Annotated in this window: 14 protein-coding genes; 7 read left to right on the top strand and 7 right to left on the bottom strand. The window is 56.4% G+C overall.

Annotated features, from left to right (window positions below):
- Positions 1–7: 7 nt before the first annotated feature.
- From ACU6HM_RS16395 to rsmB, 3 genes are read right to left on the bottom strand one after another with little or no spacing between them, the layout of a single operon-like run.
- On the bottom strand, positions 8–2,344 hold the full coding sequence (locus ACU6HM_RS16395) for a sensor histidine kinase (protein WP_026483738.1): 2,337 nt from the start codon (positions 2,342–2,344) through the stop codon (positions 8–10).
- Positions 2,344–2,928 carry a DUF4390 domain-containing protein gene (locus ACU6HM_RS16390; RefSeq protein ID WP_026483737.1) on the bottom strand — a complete coding sequence of 195 codons (585 nt, stop codon included), beginning with the start codon at positions 2,926–2,928 and terminating at the stop codon, positions 2,344–2,346. The genes ACU6HM_RS16395 and ACU6HM_RS16390 overlap by 1 nt, the downstream gene beginning before the upstream one ends.
- Positions 2,929–2,976: 48 nt before the next feature.
- A complete protein-coding gene (rsmB, locus tag ACU6HM_RS16385; RefSeq protein WP_321291058.1) occupies positions 2,977–4,281 on the bottom strand; it encodes a 16S rRNA (cytosine(967)-C(5))-methyltransferase RsmB in 1,305 nt (434 codons plus the stop codon).
- Between the two features lie 204 nt (positions 4,282–4,485).
- Between rsmB and rimO the strand changes: the two genes are divergently transcribed.
- The 5 genes from rimO to ACU6HM_RS16360 all read left to right on the top strand — a co-directional run bounded on the left by rimO (position 4,486) and on the right by ACU6HM_RS16360 (position 9,608).
- Entirely contained in the window at positions 4,486–5,805 is a 1,320-nt protein-coding gene (rimO, locus tag ACU6HM_RS16380; protein ID WP_252605578.1) for a 30S ribosomal protein S12 methylthiotransferase RimO, read from the top strand.
- 161 nt (positions 5,806–5,966) lie between these two features.
- Positions 5,967–6,491: a gamma carbonic anhydrase family protein gene (locus ACU6HM_RS16375; RefSeq protein ID WP_009458586.1), complete on the top strand. Its 525-nt coding sequence runs from the start codon at positions 5,967–5,969 to the stop codon at positions 6,489–6,491.
- Between the two features lie 37 nt (positions 6,492–6,528).
- Complete coding sequence (gene galE / locus ACU6HM_RS16370; RefSeq protein WP_009458585.1) at positions 6,529–7,536, top strand: UDP-glucose 4-epimerase GalE; 1,008 nt, start codon at positions 6,529–6,531, stop codon at positions 7,534–7,536.
- 122 nt (positions 7,537–7,658) lie between these two features.
- Positions 7,659–8,420, top strand: a complete 762-nt coding sequence (locus tag ACU6HM_RS16365; RefSeq protein ID WP_009458584.1) for a maleate cis-trans isomerase family protein — start codon at positions 7,659–7,661, stop codon at positions 8,418–8,420.
- A gap of 300 nt (positions 8,421–8,720) precedes the next feature.
- Complete coding sequence (locus ACU6HM_RS16360; protein WP_446764084.1) at positions 8,721–9,608, top strand: LysR substrate-binding domain-containing protein; 888 nt, start codon at positions 8,721–8,723, stop codon at positions 9,606–9,608.
- A gap of 120 nt (positions 9,609–9,728) precedes the next feature.
- On the opposite strand, the gene hpaI is transcribed toward ACU6HM_RS16360, so the two are convergent.
- From hpaI to ACU6HM_RS16340, 4 genes are all read right to left on the bottom strand, one after another.
- Entirely contained in the window at positions 9,729–10,535 is an 807-nt protein-coding gene (gene hpaI, locus ACU6HM_RS16355; protein WP_009458582.1) for a 4-hydroxy-2-oxoheptanedioate aldolase, read from the bottom strand.
- A 181-nt stretch (positions 10,536–10,716) separates the two neighbouring features.
- Positions 10,717–11,460 (bottom strand): ABC transporter ATP-binding protein, encoded by a 744-nt coding sequence (locus ACU6HM_RS16350; protein WP_226791389.1) that lies wholly within the window; start codon positions 11,458–11,460, stop codon positions 10,717–10,719.
- Positions 11,436–12,263: an ABC transporter permease gene (locus ACU6HM_RS16345; protein WP_226349158.1), complete on the bottom strand. Its 828-nt coding sequence runs from the start codon at positions 12,261–12,263 to the stop codon at positions 11,436–11,438. Before ACU6HM_RS16345 ends, ACU6HM_RS16350 begins: the two co-directional genes overlap by 25 nt.
- Positions 12,263–13,276, bottom strand: coding sequence for an ABC transporter substrate-binding protein (locus tag ACU6HM_RS16340; RefSeq protein WP_446764083.1), 1,014 nt, complete (start codon positions 13,274–13,276; stop codon positions 12,263–12,265). Before ACU6HM_RS16340 ends, ACU6HM_RS16345 begins: the two co-directional genes overlap by 1 nt.
- 257 nt (positions 13,277–13,533) lie before the next feature.
- On the opposite strand from ACU6HM_RS16340, the gene ACU6HM_RS16335 reads away from it, so the two are divergent.
- Together ACU6HM_RS16335 and ACU6HM_RS16330 are read left to right on the top strand one after the other, a co-directional pair.
- Entirely contained in the window at positions 13,534–14,496 is a 963-nt protein-coding gene (locus tag ACU6HM_RS16335) for a glycosyltransferase family 2 protein (RefSeq protein ID WP_446764082.1), read from the top strand.
- Positions 14,489–14,905 carry a GtrA family protein gene (locus ACU6HM_RS16330; protein ID WP_021447186.1) on the top strand — a complete coding sequence of 139 codons (417 nt, stop codon included), beginning with the start codon at positions 14,489–14,491 and terminating at the stop codon, positions 14,903–14,905. The genes ACU6HM_RS16335 and ACU6HM_RS16330 overlap by 8 nt, the downstream gene beginning before the upstream one ends.
- Positions 14,906–15,139: the final 234 nt, after the last annotated feature.

Raw genomic sequence — 15,139 nt, 5'->3', positions numbered from 1 at the left:
GTGATTTTTACGCATTATCGTTTGCTCGCCGCCCAGAGTCCAGACGAATATGCTGGCCAGCAAGCCGGGTAAAGAGGATGGAAATGCGAGCCCCCCCCTCACGACGATTGGAAACATCGATTCTGCCGCCGTGCTCCTCGATGATTTTCTTAACTATAGCAAGTCCCAGACCCGTGCCGGTGGGCTTGGTGGTTACGTAAGGTTCAAAAACGCGCACCAGCATCTGGGGATCAAAACCAGGCCCGTTATCTGACACCACAAAACTGACCGCATCAGAAGAGTCGGAACCTTCTACGCCCGCAATCATGGTTTTAACAAATACATGCGCCTGGTCAAGTGATTGATCCTGGGCAGCCGCTTCGCGAGCATTGGCCAGCAGATTATGGATAACCTGCCGCAGCTGCGTGGGGTCGCCTTGAACCATGGGCAAATCAGGGTCCAGCTCCACATCAATTGCCACACTATAACCATCGTCCCGGACCATGCCTTCTTCCGGGTCCCAACCATATAAAGTCAGCACTTCGGTAATCAGCTCGTTCAGATTCAGAGCTTGCATCTGAGTCGCCGGTTTACGAGCATACTCTCGGAAATCTTCCACCATCTTCTTGAGCGAACTGACCTGATTGACGATGGTATTGGTATAGCGCAGCAACATGGCAGCATGGACTTCATCCAGCTGCGACTCCAGTTTCATGGCCAGTCGTTCGGCCGACAACTGAATAGGCGTTAACGGGTTCTTGATCTCGTGTGCCAGGCGTCGAGCCACCTCGCTCCAGGCCACCAGTCGGCTGGCGGAAATCACGTCGGTAATATCGTCAAACACCACCAGATACCCGGTTGGCTGACCATCTACACGCAGCAAGGTACCACGGGCCAAAACGGTGACGATAGTATCACGCGCTTCATTACCTTCTTGCATTTCCAATTCAAACTGCTGCTGCCAGTAAGGATGATCCGAGCCCATGGCCTGATGCGTGGAAAAGGCTTCACGTATCACCGAGGCAAAGGTCATGGCCCCTTCCAGCGTTTCCAGCGGACGCCCCTTGATGGAGCGCAAATCCACCTGCAAGATACGCTGCGCCCCCTGGTTGAACATGGTGACGCGGAACATCTCGTCAAACGCCAGTACACCACTGGACAGGTTACTGAGCACGGACTCCAGGTACATATTGGAGCGTTCCAGCTGCAGACGATTTTTCTCGACCATGCGGCGCGCTTCATCCAGTTGCCGAGTCATGGCATTGAAAGAGCGGGTCAGCTGGCCCACTTCATCTTTGGCAGGTGGCTCAGGCAAAGCCCGGTAATCCCCTACCCCTACCGCCTGCGTCCCGGCAGCCAATGTCAGCAAAGGACGCGTCAGGCGGCGCGACAAGGCCAAGGCAGCCGCCACAGCCGTAAACACCGCCAGAATCAAGGCCAGCGTCAACGTTATGCCGTAGAGCTTGCGCAAGCCCTGACGAGATAAAGCCAGCTCCTGATAATCCCGGAAACCTTGCTGCACCTGGTTGGCGTTGCGTGCAATCTTGTCCGGCACAGGCTGAATGACCTGTAGCCAGCGCGAGTCTGCCGTGCCACTCAAGGTTGCCGCAAAGCGATTGGGATCGGCCAATGGTAGAACCGTGCGCAGACGCAAGCCCGTGGACTCTGCGGGAACCCCGCCTTCGTCCAGGCCGTTGTCGTGAACAGGCGCATCATCATCCACCTCGGCAGCCGAATAGCGGCCTGCAATACGCAGCTGATTCATCACGCTGGAGGGCGGCATATCCGGCAGCAAGGTGTCATACCGTGCTGAGGAAAAGGCAATCAAACGGCCATTGCCGGAGAACACCATTGCCTCCGTCACCCCGCTGTTCTCACGCAAGGAGATCAGCAAGCTGCTGTACTGCGCACTATCCGCCTTGTTCAGTGCCGACACCATTTCATTGGCACGACCTTCCAGCTCATTGAGCTGCGAATCCAGGGCGGCACGTCCCAGACTCAAGCCTGATTCCAGCGCCGTATCTACCCGCACGTTGAACCAGGACTCGATCGATCGTGACATGAACTGCACCGAAAGCAGATAAATCAATGCCCCCGGAATAATGCCGATCAGGGTGAAGTAAAAGGCAAAGCGCGCCGTCATGCGGGCACCAAACTGACGCCGGCGTATTTGTCTGAACAGGCGAATCGTCAGCAACAGCACCCAGGAAATCAGCGTGGCGGCCAGTACACCGTTAAGCACCAGCAGCAAGTCATACTGCTGCGCATAGCGCGAAGCATTACCCGTAGACCAGACAAGAAGAGAAAACAGCGCCAACGCGCTGACACCCGCTCCGAACAGAGCGGTGCGCAAGATCCAACGTATCAAGGTTGGGGCTCGTCGACGGAGACGGAAAAGGAAAAGGTTTTCCATGGAGTAGCCAATGTCCAGGCAGAACTATTGATGGCGTCCACTTGAAACGGACGGGCCAGCAAAGAGGTATCCAGGCGCAAACGTACACGACCCTGGTATTCCTGGTCGCGATCCAGATCAGCCACATAGGCCACGGCCCAGCCGCGAATATGCCGCAGCATGGCCAATGCGTCGTTCATGGAGGATTCGGGCAGAGAAAGGTCCCCGGTGCCCACGCGCCACTGTCGGGTCAGGGCGTTATACACGACCCGCCAAGTTTGTTGTTCTTTAACAACATTTTTGTCAAACCAGTACCAGCGGGGTTTGGCCAATTCCACTTCAACCGTGAAATACAGCGGCACCCCTTTCTCGGCAGCGGTACGCAATTCTGGGCTTAACTCGAATTCGACATCCGCGTCGATATACAGTTTTTCGTCCCGAATATGGGGCTCGACCTTGACGACCCGCTCTCCCGACGTAGCGACCGGCACAATGGTATTGGCCGAGCTTAGCGCGCAGTTGAAAATCAGCAGAAAAGACAGAAAAACGCGCCACATCGTGATTAACCGCAAAAAGGACAAAGTCAGAGCCCTAATTGTGACAAGTCAAACCGGGCGCGTAAATAAGGCGTAGAAAAAACCGTCGCCATCTGCCAGCGATCGTCCCGCAACGCCGGGCAAAATCTGGCCAGGAGAGTCCAAAAGCTGCGCCTCGGGGTGACGGGCCAGAAATGCCTCGACCTGTTGCTCCCCTTCAGCCGGGAAAATCGAGCAGGTCGAATACAGGAAATGCCCGCCGGGCCGCAATGTGGACCACAAGGCATCCAGTATAGAGCTTTGCAAACGCGCGGTATCGGCAATGTCCGACTCGCGGCGCAACCAGCGAATATCGGGGTGACGACGCACAATACCCGAAGCGGTACAAGGCACGTCAGCCAGGATGGCATCAAAGGGCTGACCATCCCACCACTGGGCAGGACGAGCCGCATCGCCCCGTTTCAATTGAACTTTGTCGCTGGCCAGGCCCAGACGACGCAGGTTATGACCTACGCGCTCCAGACGCTCGCCGTCCGAATCCAGGGCCAACAAGGAAACATCCGCCTGCTCCAGCAAATGAGCGGTCTTGCCACCCGGGGCCGCGCAAGCATCCAGCACGCGCATGCCATCCTTGACTGGCAAAAGCAGACCGGCTTGCTGAGCCGACCAGTCCTGCACCGACCACCAGCCCAGATCAAACCCAGGAATCGCCTGAACCGGCATGGCCTTGTCCAAGGTAACGGCACCCGTGCCGGGGCTGCTGGACGCAATCCCGGCTTCCGTCAGCACCGCCTGCAAGCGCTCCACCGAGCAACGACGCTGATTCACACGCAAGGTCAAAGGACCGGGGCGATTAGCCGCTTGCAACAACGCTTCCCAATCACGTGGGTAAGCACGACGCAATTCCTTGACCCACCAGCCAGGATGATTCCAGCGTGCTTCGGGACGGCTCTCTACCTGAGACAGGATCATCTTGCGCTCGCGTGTAAAGCGACGCAGCACCCCGTTCACCAAGCCCTTGGACAGACGCAGCGCAGCCTGGCTATCAGCCGCACGCACAGCCTGATCCACCACCGTATGCACGGCATAGACCGGCACATCCGGGCGATCCTCAAAAGTCCTGGCATCCTCTTGCACACGCATGGCTGTATCCAGCAAGGCCAGCGACACCATCAGCAAGGCATCCAGCCAGGTATTGCTGGGCTGGCGCGGCACCAGCGTGATACGAATCTGACGGGCATGGCCCAGACGGCGCAAAACATGGAAGCTGACAGACTGCACCGCCGCCCGGGCTGGCGCTGGCGTTGCAGCCAGGCTTTCAGTCAGGGACTTGCCTGCCAGCACGCCTTCAATATTGCGCGCGCTCAGCAGCATGACTTCGGACAGGGGCAAAGAGGGGGAAAGATGGGTGTCGGACACAGAACAACCGCTAGAAAAGAAAAATATGACTGCGACTGTAGCACTATTTGCCGCATAAACCGGGCTCAAACGCACAAGATCCGCACGCATCCGGGCATGGGACGGTAAAATCAAGTCTATTTCCCAATTTCGAGCCCTCAAGCTCCAGAAGGACCCTCTATGAGCGCCCCCAAAGTCGGATTCGTGAGCCTGGGTTGTCCCAAGGCCCTGGTCGATTCCGAACGAATTCTTACCCAGCTGCGTACCGACGGCTATCAGATCACCCCCAGCTACGACAATGCGGATGTGGTGGTGGTCAATACCTGTGGCTTTATCGACAGCGCCAAGGCCGAATCGCTGGAAGCGATCGGCGAGGCACTGGCTGAGAACGGCCGTGTCATTGTTACCGGTTGTATGGGTGTGGACGAAGGATTGATTCGCGACGTACACCCCTCGGTGCTGTCCGTCAGCGGCCCCCAGCAATATGAACAAGTCCTGCGCGCCGTGCGTGAAGCCGCCCCGCCCTCGCTGGACCACAATCCCTACATTGATCTGGTACCGCCACAAGGCATCAAGCTGACCCCGCGTCACTACGCCTACCTGAAGATTTCCGAAGGCTGTAACCACAGCTGCAGCTTCTGTATTATCCCGTCCATGCGCGGCAAACTCGTCAGCCGTCCTGTCGGCGAGGTGCTGGGCGAAGCCGAGCGTCTGGTCAAGGCAGGTGTCAAAGAGCTGCTGGTGATCTCGCAGGACACCAGCGCCTACGGCGTGGACATCCGCCAGCGCACCGGCTTCTGGAATGGCCGCCCCGTCAAGAGCAGCATGCTGGACTTGAGCGCCGCCCTGTCCGAGCTGGGTGCGTGGGTGCGTCTGCACTACGTCTACCCCTACCCGCATGTGGACAATATCATTCCCCTGATGGCCGAGGGCAAAGTGCTGCCGTACCTGGATATCCCCTTCCAGCACGCCAGCCCTTCCGTGCTGCGCGCCATGAAGCGCCCTGCGTTTGAGGACCGCACCCTGTCTCGCATCAAGCAATGGCGTCAGGACTGCCCGGATCTGACCATCCGCTCCACTTTCATCGTGGGCTTCCCCGGCGAAACCGAGGAAGACTTCCAGTACCTGCTGGACTGGATGACCGAAGCCCAGCTGGATCGCGTCGGCTGTTTCCAGTACTCCCCCGTGGAAGGCGCCCCCGCCAACAAACTCGACGGCATCGTCCCTGACGAAGTCAAGCAAGAGCGCTGGGAACGCTTCATGGAACATCAGCAAGCCATCTCCACCGCTCGCCTGGCTGCCAAAGTGGGCCGCGAAATGGACGTGCTGATTGATGAGATCGACGAAGACGGCGATGCCGTTGGCCGCTCCAGCGCCGACGCCCCCGAAATTGACGGCAACGTCTTCATCACCAGCGAACAAAAACTGGAACCCGGCCAGATGGTGCGCGTGCGTATTACGGATTCCAGTGAATATGACTTGTTTGGTGAACAGATCTAAGCACTGGCTAGTCCTGATAGCCTGATCAAGCCAGTGGGGTCACAATGATCACACTGGCTTTTATACGCAAGCCCCTCATTAACTTCCCTGCTCACCTGCTCTGCTGCCTATCCCTTCTCATTCAGGCATAGGCGGCCCGGCACATTACCCAAGGATCTTTCATGCCTGTCTACCAATTAGATCAACACGCCCCACAAATCGACGACAGCAGCTTTGTTGCCGCAGAGGCCACCCTGATTGGCAAGGTCGTTTTGAAAGAGCAAAGCAGTGTCTGGCCCGGTGCCGTTATCCGTGGCGACAACGAAACCATTACCGTGGGTGTAGGCTCCAACGTGCAAGAAGGCGCAGTACTGCACACCGATCCAGGCTACCCGCTGGATATTGGCGACCATGTCACCATCGGCCACCAAGCCATGCTGCACGGCTGTACCATCGGTGAAGGCGCGCTGATCGGCATCCAGGCGGTCGTGCTGAACGGTGCCGTCATCGGTCGCGATAGCCTGGTTGGTGCTGGAGCATTGGTCACGGAAGGCAAAGTCTTCCCGGAACGCAGCCTGATCATCGGATCGCCTGCCAAAGCCGTACGTACCCTGAGCGATGAGGACATTGCCAAGCTACGTCAAAACGCCAGTGTTTACGCCCAACGCGGTGGCCACTACAAAACGGCCTTGAAACGCATAGACTAAGCACTTCTTTTCAACTTGCATTTAACTGGAAAGCCCCATGGGCAAAACCATTCTTGTCACTGGCGGTACCGGCTTTATCGGCTCTCACACCTGTGTGGAGTTGATTGCACACGGTTATCAGGTTCTGATCCTGGACAACTTGAGCAATAGCCAAAAAAGCGTCTTGGATGCCATCGAGAAAATTACGGGTACTCAAACCGGTTTCATCGAAGGCGATATCCGGGATCGAGCCTTGCTCGACACGATTTTTCAGCAACACACAATTGCAGCAGTCATTCATTTTGCAGGTTTGAAAGCGGTTGGCGAATCAGTAGCCCAACCGCTCAAGTACTACGACAACAACATCACCGGCACGCTGACGCTGTTGCAGGCCATGCAACAGGCCAATGTGCGCAGCCTGGTATTTTCCTCGTCCGCAACCGTATACGGTGACCCTCAACAGCTACCCATTCCAGAGACTCACCCGCTGTCCACAACCAATACCTACGGCCACACCAAACTAGTGCTTGAACAGGCTTTGGGCAACCTTTATCAAAGCGAGGCTGGATGGCGAATTGCCGTGCTGCGCTACTTCAATCCCGTCGGCGCCCATGAATCTGGCCTGATTGGCGAAACACCCCAAGGTGTTCCCAATAACCTGATGCCTTATGTCGCCCAGGTTGCAGCGGGTAAACGCGAGCATGTACAGATCTTTGGTAATGACTACGACACGCCGGATGGCACGGGCGTACGCGACTACATACATATCTGCGATCTGGCCAAAGGCCACGTTGCTGCAATGGACTATCTAAACACCAAAGACAGCGAACTGCTGACAGTCAATCTGGGAACCGGCCAGGGCTATTCCGTGCTGGACATGATCGCCGCCTTCACCCGCAGCTCCGGACGCCCTATTCCCTACAAACTGGTCCCTCGTCGCCCGGGCGACATCGCTGCTTGCTGGGCCGACACCCAAAAAGCCCGCGAAACACTGGGTTGGGAAGCCAAAAAAGGTATCCAGGAAATGTGCGACGACGCTTGGCGCTGGCAATCCGGCCAGTCCTGATCTCTGCCCTCCTGCCATCGCCGTTGGCGATGGCACGTTGACAGATGATTGATTTGCAAGGAAGAAAACGGGTCCTAGAATGAAGGCGTCAATCTAAAAACCACCTTCAGAGACAGATCCCTATGAAAACCTACCGCATTGGTCAGATCGTTCCCAGCTCCAACACCACCATGGAAACCGAGATTCCTGCCATGTTGCAGGCTCGTTACGCCGAGTTTCCTGAAGAGCGTTTCACATTCCACTCCTCGCGCATGCGCATGATGCACGTGAATCCCGAAGAGCTGAAAGCCATGGACATCGCCAGCGATCGCTGCGCTGTTGAGCTGAGCGACGCCCGCATGAGCGTGATGGCCTACGCTTGCCTGGTCGCCATCATGGCCCAAGGCGACGGCTACCACCGCGTCTCGCAAGAGCGTCTGCAAAACACCGTAAAAGATAACGGCGTGGAAATTCCTGTGCTGAGCTCGGCCGGCGCCCTGGTCGATACGCTGAAAGAATTCGGCTACAAGAAAGTCTCCATCATCACCCCTTACATGAAGCCGCTGACCAAGCGCGTGGCTGACTACATCGAAGCTGAAGGCATCGAAGTTCAAGACTCCATCAGCCTGGAAGTGTCGGACAACCTGGAAGTGGGCCTGTTGAATCCAGAGAACCTGCTGGAGCACGTCAAGCGCCTGAACCACGACGGCGTGGACGCAGTTATTCTGTCCGCTTGCGTGCAGATGCCTTCCCTGCCTGCTATCCAGCGCGCTCAAGACCAGATCGGCAAGCCCGTTCTGTCCGCCGCTGTTTGCACCGTGTACCAAATGCTCAAGACCCTGGGTCTGGAAACCCGCGTGCCTAACGCTGGCCACATCCTGTCTGGCGCCAAGCCACAAGCCTGATCGAACAGGCTTAGCGGTACAAAGCCCTGCCGACATACAGTCGGCGGGGCTTTTTTTATGCTTAGACGTCCTCAATGCGTACCGTAAAAACCGCAGTTGTAGCGACTCATAAACAAACGCCAAGCCATGGCCGGTCGTTCGCCCTCGATACAGGCTGATAACACCCTCTGCTACTACATCCTTATGGACATATGACGTAGACGCGCCGCGAAATAGCCCTATAGCTTGGAGCGATGACTCTCTCCGCTGCCACCGTCAGCCCAGATGCAGATAAGCAAAAAAAAGCGATATGATGCCTGCATGAAACTGGACCTTCTAACCCTCAAACTGTTTGTCCGCATCCTGGAAGAAGGCACGATCAGCCAAGCGGCAGAGCGTGAGCATATTGCTGCCGCCGCGGTCAGCCGCCGGATTGCGGATCTGGAACAGTCTCTGAACACCACCTTGCTGCTGCGTACGAACAAAGGTGTCAGCCCAACTGCGGCGGGCCTGGAGCTGCTGTACCGCTCACGTGCCTTGCTCAACAGTGCGCAAGAGATCGAGACGCGCCTTCAAGCGTTTTCGCAAGGCCAGCAAGGGCTGGTACATATCCTGGCCAATACATCGGCCATCTCTCAGTTTCTGGCCGAGCCACTGGGCGAATTTGGACGTCTGCACCCCGCTATTCCCCTGCAACTGGAAGAACAGACCAGCCTGGACATTATTCGGGCTCTGGCAGAGGGCAAAGCCGACCTGGGTGTCTTTACCCGCCTGCCTTACGCAGCCGATATCGAAGCTTACCCATTTCGCAGTGACAAGCTGGTCGTGCTGGTGCCTATCAATCACCCCTTGGCTCAGCATGACAAAGTCCGTTTCGAGCAAACGCTGGAGCATGAGCAGATCACGCTGCTAACGGGCACGCAGCTGCATTACCAGATCACCAAAACCGCCATGGAAGCCAACCGCTCGGTGCGTATCCGCACCGAGGTTTCTGGCTACGACGCCATGTGCTTATTGATCAATGCAGGCATGGGTATTGGCATCTTGCCGCGCAAGAGCGCCAGCATTTATCAGATCCCCAATACTCGTGTGATTGAGCTGGACGAAGAATGGAGTCAGCGAGAAATTCTGATCGGTGTGCGCCGCCGCAGTGACCTGCAACCGAGCGCAGAAAGCTTGCTGAGCTTCCTGCTCGAGAGCGGCGCTTGAGAAAGCAGACCTTGGCCATAGCAGCGGCCAAGGTCATATCGCCTTATAAACAGACCCGGCCTTTACAAAATAACTGAGACAGAGCAGCTATCCGCAAGACGCCTGGCGATCAAACAAGCGTTAGTAAGCTGCGCCGGGCTGAGCAACGGGCACCTCAACCTCGTCCTTGAATTGACCCAACAAAGCCGTTGCCGCCTGCCGCAATAACACCGCGTCCACGCCTACGGCCACAAACAAGGCCCCCAAGGACAAATAGTGATGCGCTGCCTCGACATTGGCCTGCAAGATTCCGGGAGCCTTGCCCGCCTTGCTGATACGCACGATCGCGTCCTCAATCGCTGACAAAACGTCTGGATGCCCGGGTTCGGTCAAATACCCCATACTGGCCGCCAAATCCGCCGGGCCGATGAAAATACCGTCCACGCCCTCTACCGCCAGAATCTCGTCCAGATTATCCAGCGCCTCGCGAGTTTCCACCTGACAAATTACACACATTTCCTGATTGGCCCACGCTACATAGTCCGTGGTCGCCCCCCAGCGAGCAGCACGCGCCAAGGCTGCACCCACCCCTCGAATGCCATGCGGAGGATACCGTGTCGCGGCAACAGCCGCTTTGGCCTGCTCCGCGTTTTGCACCATGGGAATTAAAAGGTTCTGAGCCCCCATATCCAGCAGCAGCTTGATCTGCACAGGGTCATTCCAGCTGGGACGCACAATCGGCGCAATAGGATGGGCCGATACGGCCTGCAACTGCGCCAACAAAGTCTGTACCGTATTGGGAACATGCTCGCCATCCAGCAAGATCCAGTCATAGCCCAGGCCTGCACAGAGGTCCGCCACATACGGGCTGGCCAAGCCATGCCACAAACCAATCTGGGACTTGCCCTGCCGCAAAGCCTGCTTGAATGCATTTACCGGGTGCTTCATGTCCTCTCCTTGTCATGTGCTTAGGCATCAAACAAGTAGTGTAAAGCGCACAAGGTAGAAGTGAGCACAGGGCCTGATTGTTTTGTCTCTGAGCATACCCATGCAGAACCAGCAGACAAGAGTAGGCAACAGAAACGGCCCACTCAATGGGCCGTTCTTCTTGATGCAATGGCAGACGTAATTACAAGGCCTGACCAACCTCTTTCACCAACTCCCCAAAGCGGGGTGTAGTGCGATCTCGCGGACGTGGCAGGTCTACCTCTATCCGGGCGCTGACACCAGCCGGGCTGCCACCCAGAACGATAATGGTATCGGCCAAAAAGACCGCTTCATCAATGTCGTGCGTCACAAACAGAACTGCTGCTGAACTACGCTGCCACACTTGAACCAGCTCATCCTGCAAGGCCTGACGAGTCAAGGCATCCACGGCAGAAAAAGGTTCATCCATCAACAACAAATCCGGCTGCACAGCCAAGGCGCGGGCAATGCCAACACGCTGTACCTGACCACCCGACAGTTGATGCGGCCAGCGGTCTTTCAGATGCGCCAAACCCACCTGATTCAAGGCGGCATCCACACGCTGATCACGCTCTTCACGCGATAAGCCCAACCCTTCCAGACCATAAGCCACGTTGGAAGCAATACGTCGCCAAGGTAACAGACGACTGTCCTGAAACACGAAGGCATTGGCACGACGGCCAGGACTATCTTGCAGGTTGGAACGCAGATGTCCGAAGCTAGGCTGGCTCAAACCGGCTGCCGCACGCAACAAGGTGCTCTTGCCTACACCCGAACCACCTACAATCGCCACAAAATGCCCTGCCTGAACTTCCAGATTCACATCGCGGATCACAGGTGCAGGCGCACCGGGGTACTGAAAACCAAACCCCTGGAACTGAATCAAGGCTGCCACTGAAGTACCCATTTGTTGAAAGCCAGAAAAAGCATATCGCACAAGGTGTAGACCACCGAGATGATCAACATATAGACCACCACCGCATCGTAAGCACCCACACCCGCCGCGGCATTCATTTCCTGACCCATGCCAGGCACACCCAGCAACTCGGCTGCAATCAGCGTCATCCAGGCTTGACCGATACCGGCACGCACACCACTCAACAAGCCGGGGCTGATCGCTGGCAACACTACCGTCCAGGCGCGAGAAAAATAAGAATTATGCCCAAAAGCTGCAGCCAACTCGTAATAGCGGGGATCGACCGAACGCACCGCACTGTAAGTGGCAAAGTAATTCAGCCAGAACACACCGATTGCAATCACGAAGGCTGCACCAGTGTGGCTGACCTTGAACCAGGCAATTGCAAACACCACCCACGCCAAGGGCGGGATAGGACGCAGCAAGCGAACCAAGTAAGCTTGCAGTAAATCAAAGCGATGGATGGTTGCCGCCGCCAGACCAAAAGCAATACCCAGGAAAGTGCCGATGCCCAAGCCCCAGAAATAATGCACCAGACTGGACTGAGCAGCAGGCCAAAGACGACCGGCTTCAATCTCTTGGAACAAAGCCGAGGGCAAGCTCAATGGATCAGGCAGCGTACCGCGCGGAGCCCAGCCATAGACATAAGCCAGGCGCCACACCAAGATAAACAAGGCCAGACCGGCTACGCCGTAAACAATCCGCTCCAGACCGCGACGCCACAAGGCATCAACCAGGGCACCCGCAGTTGCGGGTGCTGCAGCGGGCAAACTTGCTTGTTTCGCAACGCTCATTACGGTGCTGCCTTTTCATAAAAGCGAACGTCAAACAGGCTTTGAACATCATCCAGCTTGGTAGCCAGCGTGCCTAAAGAAACCTGGAAATCCTGCAGTTGAACCGTGCCATCAATAATCTTGTGAGGGTCAGGCTGGAACTGATCACGCGAGCGCTCGATAGCGGCTTGCACAATCTCTTTAGGCAAGCGACCACCGCCTACATACTTCTGCACATAAGGAGTGGCTTTGGCAGGCTCATCACGCAACAAAGCCGTAGCACGCAGGTGTGCATTCACCAGATGTTGAACCAATTCAGGATTGGACTTGATCAAGCCTTCGCGTACCAGCAGCACCGAACCTGGTTCATTGGGAAACAGCTCACCGCCATGAGCCACAATCTTGGCGTCGGGCTGACGCTGCAGGATCTGGCTAACCGTAGGCTCAAGAATGGCAGCCGCATCTACAGCATGATTACTCAAGGCCTGCTGAATCTGTGCTTCACCCTGGTAAATAACTTCGACCACATCAGGATCGACTTTCAGCATATTGCGCAGCCAGTACTGCAGGGCGGCTTCAGGTACAGCGCCTTTGGGGTAGCTGGCAACCTTGGGCTTGTGGCCTTTTTCCTGAGTGAATTTGGCAACAGCTGCAGCGAAGTCCGGCTTGTCTGCATCCAGGTAGCTGGACAGATCGCCAATAGCGACCACGCTGACCTGTTCCACGATATTGGACGCGACAACCTTGACGTCAGCCTCCTTGGCCTTGGCCACCAAAGCGGGCCCAATACCCACATAAGCCACGTCCAGCTGACCGGCGATCAAAGCCTGAGTCAGTGCAGGCCCACTCTGAAACTGCACCAGCTTGGGATCTGGCTGCCCCTTGGGCAGTAAGTCGCCCGACCCTAAGCCTACGAACAATTGAGCGGCAGGCATGATGGGCAAATAGCCGATCTCCAGCGCTTGCTCGGCAGCCTGTGCGGAGAAGGAGACGGATAGAGCAAGAAGGCCAGGGGCTAAATAACGGGAAAACATAAAGATCTCGTGAAACAGGCGAAAACTGAAGCTTAAACCTGTTGAGGAGATGTATCTTCATTTGCTTATAATCACGTGATATATAGAAAACCGCTGTACCAGCGTCATCCACGCCGAAAGACCTGCACAACAACAGGCCGTAAGCACGCCCCTGTCCATAACTTTTTCTCATCCCCGCACAGCGACTGGCTATACTTTGCTGTTGGAAAGACTCATCACACAACCCTTTTGCAAGGTCGCACCCTTCAAAAACACCTATGTCCAATACCGATCTGTCCCAATACCAAATCGCTCTGGTCGTTCCCTGCTATAACGAAGAAGCCGCCATCGCCGCCGTCGTCGAGGAGTTCCGCAAGGCCATTCCGACCATCCGGATATGCGTCTTCGACAATAACTCTACAGACCGAACCTGTGAAGTGGCGCAGGCGGCGGGTGCAGAAGTCTTTCGTGTTCAGAACAAAGGCAAGGGCAATGTGGTGCGCCGCATGTTCGCGGACATCGATGCTGACTACTACATTATGGTGGATGGTGATGCCACTTATGATGCCTCGTGTGCAGAAGAGATGGTGCTGCGTCTCATCGACGAAAACCTCGACATGCTGGTGGGCTGCCGGGTCGACGAGGGTGAAAAAGCCAATTACCGGCGCGGCCACCGCTTCGGGAATCGCTTATTGACCGGCTCAGTGAAAAACATCTTTGGCGGCCAGTTCACCGACATGCTGTCCGGCTACCGAGTATTTTCTCGCCGCTACGTCAAGTCATTTCCGAGTCTTTCTTCCGGGTTCGAAATCGAAACCGAGCTGACCGTGCACGCGCTGGAAATGGCCATGCCTTACGGGGAGATGGACACCCGCTATGGCGCCCGGCCAGAAGGATCGACAAGCAAGCTCTCCACCTACCGCGATGGCATCCGCATCCTGCGCACCATAGGCCGCCTGTACATGTTCGAGCGTCCGCTGGCCTGCTTCTCCATCATCAGCGGCTTGTTCGCCCTGCTGGCTCTGATCTTGGCGACCCCACTATTCATCGATTATTACCACAATGGTCTGGTGCCTCGGCTTCCTACCGCCGTGCTGGTAACCGGCCTATCCATCGTCAGCTTGCTCATGTTCGTCACCGGCATCATTCTCGACTCGCTCACCCGGGCACGCAGAGAAATGCGGCGTTTCGCCTACTTGGCCGTCCCGTTGAAGAAAAACGATACGCCACGCGATGCCTAAACTCAAAGAGCTCGCGCTGTTCGGCGTCGCAGGCACGGCAGGCTTTCTGATCGACAGTGCCGTTCTGTACCTGTTGAAAGAAACGCTGGGTCTGTATGGCGCGCGGGCTACTTCTTTCCTGTGCGCCGTAATTGGCACGTGGCTGATAAACCGGCGGCTGACTTTTCGCCACAGATCTTCCAATCTGCCCCTGCATAAAGAATTCGCAAAATATCTGGCCATGATGCTGTTGGGCGGAGCGGCCAACTACGCCATCTATGTCCTGAGCGTCTACGCAAATTCGACCGTACGTGAGCATCCCATCATCGGCGTAGCCCTGGGCAGCCTGGCGGGCATGGTGATCAACTACGCCCAGATGAAATTCCTGCTCTTCAAAGCCAAGCCTGTGCCTAATGATAAACAGGAATAGATACTATGCAAAAATCGGAAGCTTTGGCGTCATCTTCTCCAGCTTCCCAGACTTTTCTGATCAGCCACCTTCTTTTCTCCGCGCCCTTCCCTTCTATCTCGGCTTACTTACATCCGACTCTCTGCCCCAGTTGGGGCAGGCTCAGAGCGGCTACTACAGACTTGGCATCCGCCAAGAAGAAAAGCCTGGGGGCACCAGGCTTTGCGTCGCAAGCTCAATCCAACCAGACAAACA

It is taken from the genome of Alcaligenes sp. RM2, from assembly GCF_052931795.1.
Note: the sequence above shows the minus strand (reverse complement) of the source record. Positions and strands in the feature narration are given on the sequence as shown.

Bases quoted from the DNA above. Each gene is read 5' to 3' on its own strand.
- ACU6HM_RS16365 (WP_009458584.1), top strand. From the start codon at position 7,659: ATGAAAACCTACCGCATTGGTCAGATCGTTCCCAGCTCCAACACCACC.
- ACU6HM_RS16330 (WP_021447186.1), top strand. From the start codon at position 14,489: ATGCCTAAACTCAAAGAGCTCGCGCTGTTCGGCGTCGCAGGCACGGCA.
- ACU6HM_RS16335 (WP_446764082.1), top strand. From the start codon at position 13,534: ATGTCCAATACCGATCTGTCCCAATACCAAATCGCTCTGGTCGTTCCC.
- rsmB (WP_321291058.1), bottom strand. From the start codon at position 4,281: ATGCTGCTGAGCGCGCGCAATATTGAAGGCGTGCTGGCAGGCAAGTCC.
- hpaI (WP_009458582.1), bottom strand. From the start codon at position 10,535: ATGAAGCACCCGGTAAATGCATTCAAGCAGGCTTTGCGGCAGGGCAAG.
- galE (WP_009458585.1), top strand. From the start codon at position 6,529: ATGGGCAAAACCATTCTTGTCACTGGCGGTACCGGCTTTATCGGCTCT.
- ACU6HM_RS16375 (WP_009458586.1), top strand. From the start codon at position 5,967: ATGCCTGTCTACCAATTAGATCAACACGCCCCACAAATCGACGACAGC.
- ACU6HM_RS16390 (WP_026483737.1), bottom strand. From the start codon at position 2,928: ATGTGGCGCGTTTTTCTGTCTTTTCTGCTGATTTTCAACTGCGCGCTA.
- ACU6HM_RS16350 (WP_226791389.1), bottom strand. From the start codon at position 11,460: ATGGGTACTTCAGTGGCAGCCTTGATTCAGTTCCAGGGGTTTGGTTTT.
- ACU6HM_RS16340 (WP_446764083.1), bottom strand. From the start codon at position 13,276: ATGTTTTCCCGTTATTTAGCCCCTGGCCTTCTTGCTCTATCCGTCTCC.
- rimO (WP_252605578.1), top strand. From the start codon at position 4,486: ATGAGCGCCCCCAAAGTCGGATTCGTGAGCCTGGGTTGTCCCAAGGCC.
- ACU6HM_RS16345 (WP_226349158.1), bottom strand. From the start codon at position 12,263: ATGAGCGTTGCGAAACAAGCAAGTTTGCCCGCTGCAGCACCCGCAACT.
- ACU6HM_RS16360 (WP_446764084.1), top strand. From the start codon at position 8,721: ATGAAACTGGACCTTCTAACCCTCAAACTGTTTGTCCGCATCCTGGAA.